We start from the raw sequence: 14,916 nt of genomic DNA, 5'->3' as shown, positions 1-14,916 counted from the left end.
CGAAAAACAAAGAAAATAAGAGAAAATCGAATAAATTCCATTTAAAAGACTTTTTTCTAAAAAAATAAAGGAAATAATGTTGCATTGTCGAATTTGTCCTTTAGAATAAAGAATAGAGACACGTAGGAAACGACGTATAACATAAAGGACTGAGGAGGAAGCTGCATTGAAAAAAATTAAAGTATGCTTGGTTGATGATAATCGGGAACTAATTGGTTTGCTTGAAGATTATATTTCAGAGCAAGAAGACATGGAAGTAATCGGAGTAGCTTACAATGGACAAGAGTGTTTATCCATTTTAAAAGATAAAGATCCGGATGTTCTTGTATTAGACATTATTATGCCGCATCTAGATGGATTAGCAGTTTTAGGTCAGTTAAAAGAAATGAAAAAAGAAAATTATCCAAATGTCATTATGCTAACAGCATTTGGGCAAGAAGACGTAACGAAAAAAGCGGTTGATTTAGGAGCTGCTTATTTTATTCTAAAGCCGTTTGATATGGAAAACTTAGTGAATCATATTCGTCAAGTTAGCGGACAAACATCTTCATTTATGCAACGTTCATCTTCTTCCATGCGTTCACATCGCGACAGCAAACCAGCAAATTTAGATGCAAGCATTACGAGCATCATTCACGAAATTGGTGTACCTGCTCATATCAAAGGCTATTTGTATTTGAGAGAAGCCATTTCAATGGTATATAAGGATATTGAGCTGCTTGGGTCGATTACAAAAGTACTGTATCCTGATATTGCAAAAAAATATAATACAACGGCAAGCCGCGTTGAGCGCGCCATTCGTCATGCCATTGAAGTAGCATGGAGCCGAGGAAATATTGATTCCATTTCTTCATTATTCGGATATACTGTCAGCATGTCAAAAGCGAAGCCGACAAATAGTGAATTTATCGCCATGGTTGCGGATAAATTACGCCTTGAACATAAAGCGAGTTGAAAGGGATAGGACTGCTGGAATTACGGGGTTTTGAGTGAGCTGATACCTTTTGTAATACAGAGTACATGCCGATAAGCTTTTGGAATTTACACTAGATAGTAAACTGAAAACCAATAAACTTTTTACTGCAGGGCCGATGAATTTTAATCATTCATTGGTCTTTTTATTTTGTTTTAAGAGGTGAAAATATTGAGGTTAATGGAACGTGCATTTTGTTTTTCTTCATATCCATAGTGGTGTATTTTATTGAAATAATTTATTTAATTGTTATGAGGGTTTTGTACTTGAAAAAAGATTTAGAAGATGCATTAAAAAATTTATCTCCATATTTTAAATGGGATATGGATAAATAAATTATAAAAAAAGCAGCCTTCAGAAAAGGCAGCTTTTTTTAATCCATTAATTTAGCAATCGGTTTTGAAAGGAACAGAACAATAATTCCAAGTACAATTGTTACAGCTCCGATTAAGCTGAAGATATCGAAATAACCTAAAGACTGTGTATAAGATGCAAGAACACCCGCTAGCTTATTAGCGACAGCAGAGCTTGCCATCCATACGCCCATTAAAAGAGAAGCAAGTTTTAATGGAGCTAGTCTACTTACCATAGACAACCCTACTGGCGAAATCATAAGCTCAGCTAGCGTGTGCAGGAAGTAAGTGAAAATCATGAACAGGATATTTACTTTTAAAGTTGGGTCATTACCAGTATACATAACGGCCGGAATTAAAATTAAGAATCCTAATCCGACTGTTACAAGTCCCATACCCATTTTTGTTGGCGTTTTGAAATCACCGCGTTTTGAATTTCCTAGCTTGTACCAAACTAGTGACATAATTGGTGCTAAAATCATGATAAACAGCGGATTCAATGATTGGAACCACTCTGTTGGAACCGTGAAACTACCTATTTGACGATTAATTTGATCTTGAGCATATAGCGTTAAAGAACTTCCGGCCTGTTCAAAAGCTGTCCAGAAAGCAATAACAACGAAGGCTAGAATAACGATAGCAACCGTTCTTTTCTTTTCTCGTGCTGTCAGCGGAGCAGTTGATGTTTGAGATGCCGCTGCGTGAACTTTTCCTGTAGGCTCTTTCCCGATATCACCTAAGTAGCGATTAGCCAGTAGGTTAAATAAAATTTGTCCAACAACCATTCCAATAGCTGCTGTTAAAAATCCGTATTTGTAACTCATTAATCCAACAACTAACGGTGCGAAAAATGCACCAAAGTTAATACCCATATAAAAAATAGTAAAAGCACCGTCACGGCGAGGATCATTTTCTTCATACAGATCTCCGACCAATGTGGAGATATTTGGTTTGAAAAATCCGTTTCCGATAATTAATAAAGCAAGTCCGATATACAAAGCGGCTACGCTTTGATGAATAAAGATGGAAAAATTCCCAAGTGCCATAATCACACCACCGATAGTGATGGCTAACCTTCTTCCGAGGAAGCGGTCTGTTAAATATCCGCCAATCATTGGCGTAATGTAAACAGCACTAGTGAATGTTCCATATAAGCTCAGTGCAGTTGCTTTATCTAGCCCGAGTCCACCTTGAGCAGCGGTAGCAGTTAAATAAAGTACCAGAATGGCTCTCATTCCATAATAACTAAACCTTTCCCATGCCTCAGTAGCAAATAATAAGTACAGTCCAGGAGGATGTTTTTTCCTAGACCCATTTGGCTGCTGATTTTCGTGTTGTACAGCTGCTTGCATAATGAAGTCCCCCTAAAATTTTTCTCATACTATTTAATTCTTTTGTTTGAATTGATCAAAAAATCAGAATATAAGTACTGGAATAAATATAATGTATTTTTATTTTAGTAGAAAAACAATAATTTCGTCAATAAAATTATATGGAAAAATCAAAAAATAATTAAATATACATAAAAAAGTATTAAGTTACTTATTTAAAAGCATTTTTAAAAATACATTTATATTATTAAATATTCTAATATATGTTATGGGGAATGAAGTGAGAAGGTAATACTATTTTTGGGAATGGAAATTCGAAAGAAAAAAGGATCTGTTATTCAGATCCTTTTTTATCTTCGACCGCATTTAATTCAGCAAGTTTCTGCAGCAAAATATGCTGAGGCATATGCATTAATTGCTCGAGGGGGATATTTAATTGTTCCGCTAGTTTTACGGCTGTATCCGGTGAAATTTGCAGTGGTCTCATACACAACGACCTCCTTTTGCATATAAAGTAATGAAAGTAAAAAAGTATAAACAGTAAATTCGTGCTTTCACTATTAAGTAATGCTAAAGTTAATAATAAGTGATAATAGAGGAGTTGAGCAAGTATGTTTGTAATAGGTCATCGCGGCGCAGCTGGAACGTTTCCTGAAAATACGATGATTTCCTTCAAAGAAGCAGCGAGAGTTGGAGCACACGGAATTGAACTTGATGTGCATATGACAAAGGATGGAGAACTTGCTGTAATTCATGATGAAAAAGTAGATCGAACGACGAATGGAAAAGGGTATGTAAAAGATTTTACGTATCAAGATTTACAAAAATTAGATGCGAGCTATAAGTTCAAAAAAAAGTATGGAGTATGTAAAATCCCCACGTTAAATGAAGTAATGGAGTGGGCTTCAAGTGAAGGAATTAGCGTAAATATTGAGTTGAAAAATAATATATTTGACTATCCATACTTGGAAATGAAAGTCTTGGATTTAATTTATTTATACAAGATGAAGGATCGAACGATGATTTCATCTTTTAATCATAACAGCTTAGCCCGAATTGGTTCTCTGGATTCTACGATTGAAACAGCTATTTTATATTCTTATCCGATGTATGAGCCTTGGGTATATGCGCAGCATCTTGGCGCAAAAGCTCTTCACCCTAATCAGCGTACCGTTAATGAAGTAAATGTAGCTGCTTCAAAAGATTGTCAAATTCCAGTGCGACCTTACACAGTAAATGATGTAAAAGTAGCTGAGCAGCTTCGAAAATATGGGTGTGAATCCGTTATTACCGATTATCCAGAAAAAATGGTGAAGCAATTTGGAGGGCGCTTTTCGTAAAAAAACATCGCATTAGTGCGATGTTTTTTTATTTTTTTGAAATCTGTTTTGAACTTTGTTTCGCTTGCGGTCTCTGTGCAGAATAAAGCCAGCAACAAATCCAAGGCCGATTAAAAATAATAGAAGACCGACTGAAAATTGCAAAAATAAAGAAGGGAACGGGGATTGCAGGATGCCAAAAATCATATCTCTCATAAGTTTAATGCCATAGCCAGCGAGTATACCAGGAATAAGTAAGATTAGCAGTGCGATAATTCGAACCATAACTGCTCCTTTCGCTTCTCTTTTTTTAAAATGAATGCGTTTACATTATGAAACCGTTATACTTGAATCATAAAAGAACTAAATAAATTGTCAAGAGCGTTTCTTTTTTTATATGATAGGTATATGCAATATTTTGCACGGAATATGTACATATTAAATAGAAAAGGTGAAAAAATATGCAAAATGTGTTGATTGTTGGAGGAGGAAAAGGCGGATTAGCTATTCTGAAAATCTTATTGGAAACAGAATTTATGAAAGTGATTGGTGTAGTAGACGTACGAGCTAACGCGCCCGCTGTTTTGCGTGCGCAAGAACAAGATATTTCAACCGGAATGAATTGGGAGCCTTATATGACAAAGCAGCTCGATGTCATTGTTGAAACAACAGGTAAACAAGGCGTCTTTCAACAATTGCAAAGAAGCAAACCCGCTGATGCACTGGTAGTGCCGGGATTGGTTGCTGAAATTATGGCCAATCTGATGGAGGAAAAAGAAGAGTTAATTCAGCGGTTAAAGCAAGAATCGTATAAATATGATCTTATTTTTAACGCGGCTCATGATGCGATGGTCGTGATTGATAGGAATGGATATATTACGCTATTTAATCAAAGTGCCGAGCGTTTGACGAACTTTTCACACAGAGATGTAATTGGTAAGCATCTTCATGAAGTCATTCCAAATAGTAAACTTGTTGATGTTCTTCATACAAAAACGATTGATCAAAATAGTGAATTTGTATTAGATAGCGGACGGAAGGTAATTACGACTAGAATACCAATACTCGACGAGAATGGAGAGCTGTTTGGGGCCTTTTCGATTTTTAAAGATATTACGGACGTTGTCGGATTGGCAGAAGAAGTTACGAACTTAAAAGAAGTACAAACCATGCTTCAAGCTATTATTCAATCTTCTGAAGAAGCTATTTCGGTTGTGGATGAAGAAGGAAGAGGGATTTTAATTAATCCTGCTTATACGAGAATTACGGGTTTAAAAAAGACGGATATTATTGGTCAGCCCGCGACTGCTGATATCTCTGAAGGAGACAGTATGCACATGAAGGTGCTGCAAACAAGGCGCCCTGTTCGAGGTGTAAGGATGAGGCTCGGTCCGAGTAAAAGAGACGTAGTTGTGAATGTTGCACCCGTTATTGTTGATGGAAAATTAAAAGGCAGCGTTGGTGTTATTCATGATATGTCTGAAATTCAAGAGCTTACAAATGAACTCAAAAGAGCGCGTCAAATTATCCGAACGCTTGAAGCGAAATATTCATTTGCTGATATCATTGGTCAATCTGAAGAGTTTCAGTTAGCAATTGAGCAGGCTAGACTTGCTGCTAAAACACCAGCTACTGTTTTGCTTAGAGGTGAATCTGGGACGGGTAAAGAGTTGTTTGCACATGCTATTCATAATGCGAGCAGCCGAAAGTTTAATAAATTTGTCCGGATTAACTGTGCTGCGCTTTCTGAGTCTTTGCTTGAAAGTGAACTTTTTGGGTACGAAGAAGGAGCTTTTTCCGGGGCAAAAAGAGGCGGGAAACGCGGCGTTTTTGAAGAAGCCAATAACGGTAGCATCTTTTTAGATGAAATCGGGGAGCTCTCAGCTCATATGCAGGCTAAGCTGCTTCGGGTGCTTCAAGAAAAAGAGCTTATTCGCGTTGGAGGAACGACTCCTATTCCGGTGAATGTTCGCGTTATTGCAGCTACGAATGTGAATTTAGAAAAAGGAATGGCTGATGGAAGCATCAGACAGGACTTGTATTATCGGCTAAACAAAATTCCGATTCACATACCTCCTCTTCGGAAGAGAAAAGAGGATATTGGTGCGCTTGTTACACACTTAATTACAAAAATTAATCAAGATTACGGCCGGCATGTTGAAGGAGTAACAGAGCGGGCTTTACAGTCATTAAGATCATACGACTGGCCAGGAAACGTTAGAGAGCTTGAAAACATATTAGGTAGAGCGATTATTTATATGCACTATACAGAAACAATGATTGATTCTGTTCATCTCCCTTCACTTGAAGGCAAGGGTAAAAAAGAAAAAAATCAGGTGAATGAAGAGGTAATGTTCGAAGGGAAGACTTTAGCGCACATGATGGAAAATTATGAAGCGGAACTTATTCAAAAAGTGCTGCTTGCAAACGAGTATAACCGAACAAAAACAGCAAAACAGCTCAATATTTCCCTGCGTTCTCTGTATTATAAGTTGGAAAAATACAATCTTGCAAATAACAGCATGCAATAAAGTGCATGGTGTGCAATTTATTGCATATAAATAGAAAGGTATTCTTTTTTTTGATTTGTCGTTAGAATCAATGAAAAAAATTTTTTGTGCGTAAGAACGGAGATAAGCAGCTATATTATGTAATATATGCAGGGTATGGCACAAATCTTGCATGTATTTTAGGTGACTGCATAAACGCGCAGTATGCTCTTTAAAACGGGGCAAAAGAAAGAATGAAAAAAGGAGAGGTCGAACATTCCATGACTCTTGCTACCATGTTATCTCGGGTTGCTAAGCAGTCTTCTCTGACTGTTGCTGTTGCTGCAGCTGAAGACTTAGAAACAATTGAGGCAGTATATGAAGCTGTGTCAAGGGAAGTTTCTGAATTTATTTTGTTTGGCAACGAAACGAAAATTAATGAATTATTCAGGCAGTACCGCCCATCCTTACTCACTCATAAGGCTGTGACGGTCGTACATACGGAGTCCGTTTTAGAAGCGGCTCAATTAGCTGTGCGTTCAGTTCAGCAAGGTCAAGCGCATATCGTAATGAAAGGAAATTTATCTACATCGCTTATTTTAAAAGCTGTGTTAAATAAAGAGCATGGTTTGCGGACGGGAAATGTTTTATCACACGTAGCTGTGTTTGACGTTCCTCACTATGACCGTCCGATTCTTGTAACGGATGCAGCTATGAATATTACACCATCTCTGGAAGAGAAAGTTCAAATCATTCAAAATGCGGTGAACGTTGCCCACTCGATTGGGATAGAGATGCCAAAGGTAGCTCCTATTGCAGCGGTTGAAGTTGTGAACCCTTTGATGCCTGCAACAGTAGAGGCTGCAATTCTTACACAGATGAATCGCAGAGGACAAATTAAAGGCTGCGTTATTGATGGACCTTTAGCACTCGACAATGCCATTAACATAGAAGCAGCCAAGCAAAAAGGCATTCAAAGTGAAGTTGCCGGTCAAGCAGATATATTACTCGTTCCAGCAATTGAAACAGGGAACGTCTTATATAAATCCCTCATTTATTTTGCTAAAGCAAAGGTTGGAGCTATTCTAGCGGGGGCAAAAGCTCCGGTCGTCTTAACATCCAGAGCAGATTCATCAGAAAGTAAATTATACTCACTGGCGCTTGCTATCAGCGTTGCTCAACAGAATTCTTAGGAGGCACTAACAATGAAAATTTTTGACTATATGGAAACATACGATTATGAACAGTTATTATTTTGCCAAGATAAAGATTCAGGCTTAAAAGCCATTATTGCGATTCACGATACAACAATTGGACCAGCTCTAGGCGGTACGAGAATGTGGACATATGAATCAGAAGAGGCTGCAATTGAAGATGCGCTTCGTCTATCACGCGGAATGACTTATAAAAATGCAGCAGCAGGTTTGAATTTAGGCGGAGGGAAAACGGTTATTATCGGAGATCCCCGCAAAGACAAAAATGAAGCGATGTTCCGTGCATTTGGTCGCTTTATTCAAGGATTAAATGGTCGATATATTACAGCAGAAGATGTGGGCACAACGGTAGAGGATATGGATATTGTATATGAGGAAACGGATTATGTAACGGGTGTATCTCCTGCTTTTGGTTCATCAGGCAATCCATCACCAGTCACAGCCTACGGTGTATACCGAGGAATTAAAGCAGCAGCAAAAGAAGCATTTGGAACAGATATGCTTGAAGGAAAAGTAGTAGCTGTCCAAGGCGTAGGAAACGTAGCATATAATTTATGCCGCCACCTTCACGAAGAAGGAGCGAAACTTATTGTAACGGATATTAATAAAGAAGCTGTTCAGCGTGCGGTAGAAGAATTTGGTGCGCAAGCAGTAGACCCGAATGATATTTATGGTGTAGAATGTGATATCTATGCTCCTTGTGCACTCGGAGCAACTATTAACGATGAAACGATCCCTCAAATAAAAGCAAAAGTTATTGCAGGGGCAGCTAATAATCAATTGAAAGAAACGCGTCATGGTGATTTAATTCATGAATTAGGCATTGTATATGCACCCGACTATGTTATTAACGCAGGAGGCGTTATTAACGTAGCTGATGAGCTAGTTGGATATAACCGTGAGCGTGCGCTGAAAAAAGTTGAAGGTATTTATGATAATATTGAAAAGGTAGTTGAAATCTCAAAGCGAGATGGCATTCCAACCTATCTAGCAGCAGATCGCTTAGCTGAAGAAAGAATTGAAAAGCTGCGTCGTTCACGCAGTCAATTTTTACAAAATGGACAGCATATTTTAAGTAGACGTCATACGCGCTAATGTTTGAGCTGAAGGCTAGGCAAAAGGAATAAATGAAATCCTTTCGACCTAGCCTTCGTTTATGAGAATGATAAGGTAGGAGGACATGTGTTGGATATGCACGAATATCGAATGCTGATAATAAATCCGGGTTCAACGTCCACAAAAATTGGCGTGTTTCACCACGATAAGCCAATTTTTGATCGGACAATCCGCTACGATTCACAGCAAATGAATCAGTTTGAGACGATATATGCACAGTATGAGTTCCGTAAAAACTCGATTTTAGAGGCACTTGATGAAGAAGGGATTAATTTATCTAAATTAAGTGCAGTATGTGGAAGAGGAGGGCTTTTACGCCCGATTGAAGGCGGCACATACGAAGTAAATCAAGCCATGCTCAAAGATTTAAAAGACGGTTATGCCGGCCATCATGCTTCAAATTTAGGCGGGATTTTAGCGTTTGAGATTGCGTCTGGATTAAATATTCCAGCGTACATTGTTGATCCAGTGGTGGTAGATGAACTAAGTGACATCGCTCGTATCTCAGGAACTCCTTTTATGGAAAGGAAAAGCATCTTTCACGCGCTGAATCAAAAATCGGTTGCTCGAAAAGTGGCTAAAGAAATGAATAGCACATACGAACAAATGAACGTTATTGTTACCCATATGGGTGGAGGCATTACAGTCGGAGTTCATCAACGCGGAAAAGTAATTGATGTGAACAATGGCCTGCACGGTGACGGTCCTTTTAGTCCAGAGCGCGCTGGCGGTGTACCGGTTGGTGAATTAGTTCGTCTTTGCTTTTCAGGTCAGTATTACCGCGAGGAGATTATGAAAATGCTTGTAGGAAAAGGCGGGCTTGTCGGTTATTTGGGCACATCTGACGTGCAGAAAGTCGAAGCGCTAGTGAAAAATGGAAACGAAAAAGCTAAGCTTATCTACGAAGCAATGGCTTATCAAATTTCGAAGGAAATTGGAGCTGCCAGTACGGTATTGCATGGAAAAGTAGATGCCATTATTTTAACGGGAGGCATTGCTTATTCAAAAGCGTTTGTTGAGCTGATTATTAATCATGTAAAGTGGATTGCAGATGTCATTGTTTATCCTGGAGAAAATGAGCTTCAAGCGCTAGCTGAAGGGGCTCTACGAGTGCTTACAGGTGAAGAAGAAGTGAAGGAATATAAAGGCGCTTAATAGCGTTTGCAGAAAGGTGTGAAGCAGTGTGGCAAAAGAATATGATTTGGTCATTCTCGGCGGTGGAACCGGAGGGTACGTAGCAGCTATTCGTGCCTCTCAGTTAGGTCTATCAGTAGCGGTTGTGGAAAAAAATAAGTTAGGCGGCACATGCCTGCACGCAGGGTGTATCCCAAGCAAAGCTTTACTAAGAAGTGCAGAAGTCTATCAAACGGCTAAGAAAAGCAGTGAATTTGGCGTAGAAACGTCCAATGTACTATTGAACTATGCACGTGTACAAGAACGAAAGTCAGAAATTGTTTCACAGTTACATAATGGTGTCAAACAGCTAATGAAAAAAGGTAAAATTGACGTATATGAAGGAATTGGACGTATTTTAGGACCTTCTATTTTTTCTCCTATGCCAGGAACTATCTCCGTCGAATTAAAAAGCGGTGAAGAAAACGAAATGCTTATTCCAAAGAATGTAATTGTCGCAACAGGGTCTCGTCCTAGAACATTACCTGGTTTAACGATTGACGGAGAGAAAGTAATCACTTCAGATGAAGCATTAAAGATGGAAACACTTCCTGCTTCTATTATTATTGTGGGAGGCGGCGTTATCGGAATTGAATGGGCGTCAATGCTCACAGATTTTGATGTTGATGTAACGGTTGTTGAATACAGCGATCGAATTTTACCAACAGAAGATCAAGATATCTCCCGTGAAATGACGAAGCTTTTAAAAGCAAAAGGAGTTAACATTATTACTTCTGCTAAAGTAATGGCTGATACACTGTCTATTGGTGGTCAGGTGAAAATTTCCGCTCAAGTAGGAGACGATATGCAAGAATATGAAGCAGAAAAGCTGCTCGTCTCTGTAGGGCGTCAAGCGAATGTCGAAGGAATTGGTCTCGAGAATACCGATATTGTAGTAGAAAACGGTGTGATTGCCACAAATGATTTTTATCAAACGAAAGAATCTCATATCTATGCAATTGGAGATGTGATTGGCGGACTGCAGCTTGCACATGTAGCTTCTCACGAAGGAATTGTAGCTGTGGAGCATTTACATGGTGAAAAGCCTTTGAAGATTGATTATACAACAATCTCTAAATGCGTATACAGCAGCCCGGAGGCAGCAAGTGTAGGATTAACAGAACAAGAAGCAAAACAGCAAGGGTTTCAGCTGAAGGTTGGAAAGTTTCCGTTTAAGGCCGTTGGAAAAGCTCTTGTATATGGAGAGGCAGAGGGATTTGTTAAAATTATTGCTGATGCCGACACAAATGATGTCCTTGGTGTGCATATGATTGGACCTCACGTGACGGATATGATCTCTGAAGCAGGTCTTGCAAAGGTATTGGATGCTACACCATGGGAAATTGCTCATACCATTCATCCTCACCCTAGCCTTTCAGAAGCGATGGGAGAAGCTTCATTAGCTGTAGATGGAAAAGCGATTCATTTTTGATGATTAAAGGAGGTTTAAACATGACAAAAAATCGTCATGAATCATTAGGATTAACTGATGAACAAGTACTTGAAATGTACCGCACTATGCTGCTTGCACGAAAAATTGATGAGCGTATGTGGCTATTAAATCGTGCAGGGAAGGTGCCTTTTGTTATTTCATGTCAAGGTCAGGAAGCCGCTCAAGTTGGCGCAGCTTTTGCCTTAAATAGAGAGAATGATTACATATTACCTTATTACCGCGATTTAGGTGTTGTGCTAGCATTTGGAATGACCGCGCGCGATTTAATGCTCTCTGGGTTTGCTAAAGCAGAAGATCCAAACTCAGGAGGTCGTCAAATGCCAGGTCACTTTGGCCATAAGGAAAAGCGAATTGTAACAGGATCTTCTCCAGTTACAACACAGGTGCCTCATGCAGTAGGAATCGCTTTAGCAGGACGATTGGAGAAAAAAGACTTAGTAACGTTTGTCACGTTTGGAGAAGGATCTTCTAACCAAGGAGATTTCCACGAAGGCGCGAACTTTGCAGGTGTTCATAAGCTTCCTGTTATCTTTATGTGTGAAAATAACAAGTATGCGATTTCTGTTCCGGTTGAAAAGCAGCTAGGATGCGCAAAAGTATCTGATCGTGCAATTGGATATGGTATGCCAGGCTACACAATTGATGGAAACGACGTCCTTGAAGTATACCGAGTGGTAAAAGAAGCAAGAGATCGTGCATCCAGAGGAGAAGGGCCTACTCTTATTGAAACTGTTTCAGAGCGTTTGACTGCCCATTCAAGTGATGACGATGATCGTGCATATCGCGGAGCAGAAGAATTGTCTGAAGCTAAAAAGAGCGATCCGCTTGCGTACTTTGCGACTTATTTAAAAGAGGTTAACGTGTTAACCGATGAACGAGAAAAACAAATGCTTGATGATATTATGAACATCGTTAATGATGCAACAGATTATGCTGAAAACGCTCCTTATGCAGAAGCGGAATCGGCTTTAAAATACGTGTACGGTGAGTAAGGAGGAGAACATATGCCGGTTATTTCATATATTGATGCAGTAACAATGGCCATTCGTGAAGAAATGGAAAGAGATTCTCGCGTGTTTGTATTAGGAGAAGACGTAGGGAAAAAAGGCGGCGTATTTAAAGCAACCAACGGACTATACGAACAGTTCGGGGAAGAAAGAGTCATTGACACACCTCTTGCAGAGTCTGCTATTGCAGGCGTAGGAATCGGAGCGGCAATGTACGGCATGCGTCCGATTGCTGAAATGCAATTTGCTGATTTTATTATGCCTGCAGTCAATCAAATTGTGTCAGAAGCAGCGAAAATTCGCTATCGTTCTAATAATGATTGGAGTTGTCCAATTACAATTCGAGCTCCTTACGGCGGCGGAGTTCACGGTGCTCTTTATCATTCTCAATCTGTTGAAGCACTATTTGCCAATACGCCAGGGTTAAAGATTGTGATGCCTTCTACGCCTTATGACGTAAAAGGATTATTAAAAGCAGCTATTCGTGATGATGATCCAGTTCTTTTCTTTGAGCATAAGCGTGCGTACCGTTTGATTAAAGGAGAAGTCCCTGAAGATGATTATGTACTTCCGATTGGCAAAGCAGATGTAAAGAGAGAAGGAGACGACATCACGGTTATTACATATGGTCTTTGTGTACACTTTGCTCTTCAAGCTGCTGAAAAACTAGAAGCAGACGGTATTTCAGCACACATCTTAGATTTAAGAACGGTCTATCCACTTGATAAAGAAGCTATTATTGAAGCAGCCTCTAAAACGGGTAAAGTACTGCTTTTAACGGAAGACAACAAAGAAGGCAGTATCATGAGCGAAGTAGCAGCTATTATTGCTGAACACTGCTTATTCGATTTAGATGCGCCAATTCAGCGCCTTGCTGGCCCTGATGTGCCAGCTATGCCGTATGCACCAACAATGGAAAAATATTTTATGGTGAATCCAGATAAAGTAGAAAAAGCAATGAGAGAATTAGCTCAATTTTAAAAGGAGTTGTATCAATTGGCTATTGAAAAAATTACGATGCCGCAGCTCGGTGAAAGTGTAACAGAAGGTACAATTAGCAAATGGCTCGTTTCTGTTGGAGATCACGTAAATAAGTACGATCCGTTAGCTGAAGTCATGACGGATAAAGTAAATGCTGAAGTGCCTTCTTCTTTTAGTGGAACAATTAAAGAGTTAATTGCAGGTGAAGATGATACTTTGCCTGTAGGAGAAGTGATTTGTTTAATTGAAGTAGAAGGAACTGTACCTCAAAAAGAACAGAAAACGTCTGATAAGACTGTAGAAGAATCAGCGTCAAAAACAGCGGACAGTCAATCCAATAAAAGTCGATACTCTCCAGCTGTTATGCGTCTGTCACAAGAACATAATATTAATTTAGATACCGTGACAGGAACAGGGGCGGGCGGCCGCATTACGAGAAAAGATATTTTAGCTGTTATCGAAAAAGGCGGAGCTGCTGAAGTGAAAGAAACACCTGCATCAACAGTTCAGCCAGAAGCACCTGTAGCAGCAGCTGCTCCAAAAACGCCGCAGCCCGCGCCGGTTGTGTCTGCAGCAGGAGATCAAGAAATCCCTGTTACAGGCGTGCGTAAAGCTATTGCAGCAAATATGCTTCGCAGCAAGCATGAAATTCCGCATGCATGGACAATGGTTGAAGTTGATGTAACGAACTTAGTTTCTTATCGTGATGCATTAAAGACGGAGTTCAAGCAAAAAGAAGGTTTTAACTTAACGTATTTTGCGTTCTTCGTAAAAGCAGTGGCTCAGGCTTTAAAAGAATTCCCTCAAATGAATTCAATGTGGGCAGGAGACCGTATTGTTCAGAAAAAAGACATTAATGTGTCCATTGCTGTTGCAACAGACGATGCTTTGTTTGTGCCGGTTATTAAACAAGCCGATGAAAAGACAATCAAAGGCATTGCGCGTGAAATTACAGAGCTCGCGCAAAAAGTTCGTACGGGTTCATTGAAGTCTGAAGACATGCAGGGCGGAACGTTTACTGTTAACAACACAGGTTCATTTGGTTCCGTGCAATCAATGGGGATTATTAATTACCCGCAAGCGGCTATTTTACAAGTAGAATCTATTGTAAAACGTCCGGTTATTATTGATAACATGATTGCTGTTCGAGATATGGTTAACTTATGTTTATCACTTGATCACCGCGTGTTAGACGGCTTGGTGTGCGGCAGATTCTTGGCAAGAGTTAAAGAGATTTTAGAATCTACTTCTAAAGAGAATACGTCCGTCTATTAAAACAGAGGCTGGCACAAAAATATTTTAGCTGAAGGAAGATCCGAACGATGAATTGAGAGTCTTGATAGAGAATCCAACTCGTTCGGATTTTTTTATGGTGATGGTAAACGTAGGTTGATTATGTCTCGGCCTCTTTTTATTTTGAAGCAATGATTGAACAATTTGTAAAAGATGTATTAAAATAAAAGAAGAATCATTAAACTTCAAAGTGTAATCATCTCGGTTTAGCAGG

13 protein-coding genes are annotated in these 14,916 nt (G+C 39.3%); 10 read left to right on the top strand and 3 right to left on the bottom strand.

Features of this window, described 5'->3' with window-relative positions:
• Positions 1–166: 166 nt before the first annotated feature.
• The gene (spo0A, locus tag ACN6NE_RS06840; protein WP_013084985.1) at positions 167–955 is read left to right on the top strand and encodes a sporulation transcription factor Spo0A; all 789 of its coding nucleotides are present in this window, start codon (positions 167–169) and stop codon (positions 953–955) included.
• Between the two features lie 391 nt (positions 956–1,346).
• Here spo0A and ACN6NE_RS06835 read toward each other — a convergent pair whose 3' ends face one another.
• Positions 1,347–2,678: a peptide MFS transporter gene (locus ACN6NE_RS06835; protein ID WP_474324959.1), complete on the bottom strand. Its 1,332-nt coding sequence runs from the start codon at positions 2,676–2,678 to the stop codon at positions 1,347–1,349.
• 313 nt (positions 2,679–2,991) lie between these two features.
• A complete protein-coding gene (locus tag ACN6NE_RS06830; RefSeq protein ID WP_129704727.1) occupies positions 2,992–3,144 on the bottom strand; it encodes a YycC family protein in 153 nt (50 codons plus the stop codon).
• 124 nt (positions 3,145–3,268) lie between these two features.
• Between ACN6NE_RS06830 and ACN6NE_RS06825 the strand changes: the two genes are divergently transcribed.
• Positions 3,269–3,997: a glycerophosphodiester phosphodiesterase gene (locus ACN6NE_RS06825; protein WP_116514846.1), complete on the top strand. Its 729-nt coding sequence runs from the start codon at positions 3,269–3,271 to the stop codon at positions 3,995–3,997.
• Between the two features lie 12 nt (positions 3,998–4,009).
• Here ACN6NE_RS06825 and ACN6NE_RS06820 read toward each other — a convergent pair whose 3' ends face one another.
• Positions 4,010–4,261 carry a DUF2627 domain-containing protein gene (locus ACN6NE_RS06820; RefSeq protein WP_129704725.1) on the bottom strand — a complete coding sequence of 84 codons (252 nt, stop codon included), beginning with the start codon at positions 4,259–4,261 and terminating at the stop codon, positions 4,010–4,012.
• Between the two features lie 176 nt (positions 4,262–4,437).
• On the opposite strand from ACN6NE_RS06820, the gene ACN6NE_RS06815 reads away from it, so the two are divergent.
• From ACN6NE_RS06815 to ACN6NE_RS06780, 8 genes are all read left to right on the top strand, one after another.
• Positions 4,438–6,507: a sigma-54 interaction domain-containing protein gene (locus tag ACN6NE_RS06815; protein WP_474324957.1), complete on the top strand. Its 2,070-nt coding sequence runs from the start codon at positions 4,438–4,440 to the stop codon at positions 6,505–6,507.
• Between the two features lie 239 nt (positions 6,508–6,746).
• A complete protein-coding gene (gene yqiS, locus ACN6NE_RS06810; RefSeq protein WP_240702541.1) occupies positions 6,747–7,658 on the top strand; it encodes a phosphate butyryltransferase in 912 nt (303 codons plus the stop codon).
• Between the two features lie 12 nt (positions 7,659–7,670).
• Positions 7,671–8,774: a branched-chain amino acid dehydrogenase gene (gene bcd / locus ACN6NE_RS06805; RefSeq protein WP_013059125.1), complete on the top strand. Its 1,104-nt coding sequence runs from the start codon at positions 7,671–7,673 to the stop codon at positions 8,772–8,774.
• Positions 8,775–8,870: 96 nt separating this feature from the next.
• Positions 8,871–9,950 carry a butyrate kinase gene (buk, locus tag ACN6NE_RS06800; RefSeq protein WP_474325212.1) on the top strand — a complete coding sequence of 360 codons (1,080 nt, stop codon included), beginning with the start codon at positions 8,871–8,873 and terminating at the stop codon, positions 9,948–9,950.
• Between the two features lie 28 nt (positions 9,951–9,978).
• A complete protein-coding gene (lpdA, locus tag ACN6NE_RS06795; protein ID WP_129704718.1) occupies positions 9,979–11,400 on the top strand; it encodes a dihydrolipoyl dehydrogenase in 1,422 nt (473 codons plus the stop codon).
• A 20-nt stretch (positions 11,401–11,420) separates the two neighbouring features.
• Positions 11,421–12,413: a thiamine pyrophosphate-dependent dehydrogenase E1 component subunit alpha gene (locus tag ACN6NE_RS06790; protein ID WP_013084976.1), complete on the top strand. Its 993-nt coding sequence runs from the start codon at positions 11,421–11,423 to the stop codon at positions 12,411–12,413.
• A gap of 12 nt (positions 12,414–12,425) precedes the next feature.
• Positions 12,426–13,409, top strand: coding sequence for an alpha-ketoacid dehydrogenase subunit beta (locus tag ACN6NE_RS06785; RefSeq protein WP_013084975.1), 984 nt, complete (start codon positions 12,426–12,428; stop codon positions 13,407–13,409).
• A gap of 15 nt (positions 13,410–13,424) precedes the next feature.
• Positions 13,425–14,684: a dihydrolipoamide acetyltransferase family protein gene (locus tag ACN6NE_RS06780; protein WP_129704714.1), complete on the top strand. Its 1,260-nt coding sequence runs from the start codon at positions 13,425–13,427 to the stop codon at positions 14,682–14,684.
• The last annotated feature ends 232 nt before the right edge of the window (positions 14,685–14,916 follow it).

The sequence above is a fragment of the Priestia sp. 53B2 genome (assembly GCF_056099005.1).
Note: the sequence above shows the minus strand (reverse complement) of the source record. Positions and strands in the feature narration are given on the sequence as shown.

What these genes read in the sequence shown, in the direction of transcription:
- ACN6NE_RS06835 (WP_474324959.1), bottom strand. Translation starts at nt 2,678, where the DNA reads ATGCAAGCAGCTGTACAACACGAAAATCAGCAGCCAAATGGGTCTAGG.
- ACN6NE_RS06830 (WP_129704727.1), bottom strand. Translation starts at nt 3,144, where the DNA reads ATGAGACCACTGCAAATTTCACCGGATACAGCCGTAAAACTAGCGGAA.
- ACN6NE_RS06825 (WP_116514846.1), top strand. Translation starts at nt 3,269, where the DNA reads ATGTTTGTAATAGGTCATCGCGGCGCAGCTGGAACGTTTCCTGAAAAT.
- ACN6NE_RS06820 (WP_129704725.1), bottom strand. Translation starts at nt 4,261, where the DNA reads ATGGTTCGAATTATCGCACTGCTAATCTTACTTATTCCTGGTATACTC.
- ACN6NE_RS06815 (WP_474324957.1), top strand. Translation starts at nt 4,438, where the DNA reads ATGCAAAATGTGTTGATTGTTGGAGGAGGAAAAGGCGGATTAGCTATT.
- yqiS (WP_240702541.1), top strand. Translation starts at nt 6,747, where the DNA reads ATGACTCTTGCTACCATGTTATCTCGGGTTGCTAAGCAGTCTTCTCTG.
- bcd (WP_013059125.1), top strand. Translation starts at nt 7,671, where the DNA reads ATGAAAATTTTTGACTATATGGAAACATACGATTATGAACAGTTATTA.
- buk (WP_474325212.1), top strand. Translation starts at nt 8,871, where the DNA reads ATGCACGAATATCGAATGCTGATAATAAATCCGGGTTCAACGTCCACA.
- ACN6NE_RS06790 (WP_013084976.1), top strand. Translation starts at nt 11,421, where the DNA reads ATGACAAAAAATCGTCATGAATCATTAGGATTAACTGATGAACAAGTA.
- ACN6NE_RS06785 (WP_013084975.1), top strand. Translation starts at nt 12,426, where the DNA reads ATGCCGGTTATTTCATATATTGATGCAGTAACAATGGCCATTCGTGAA.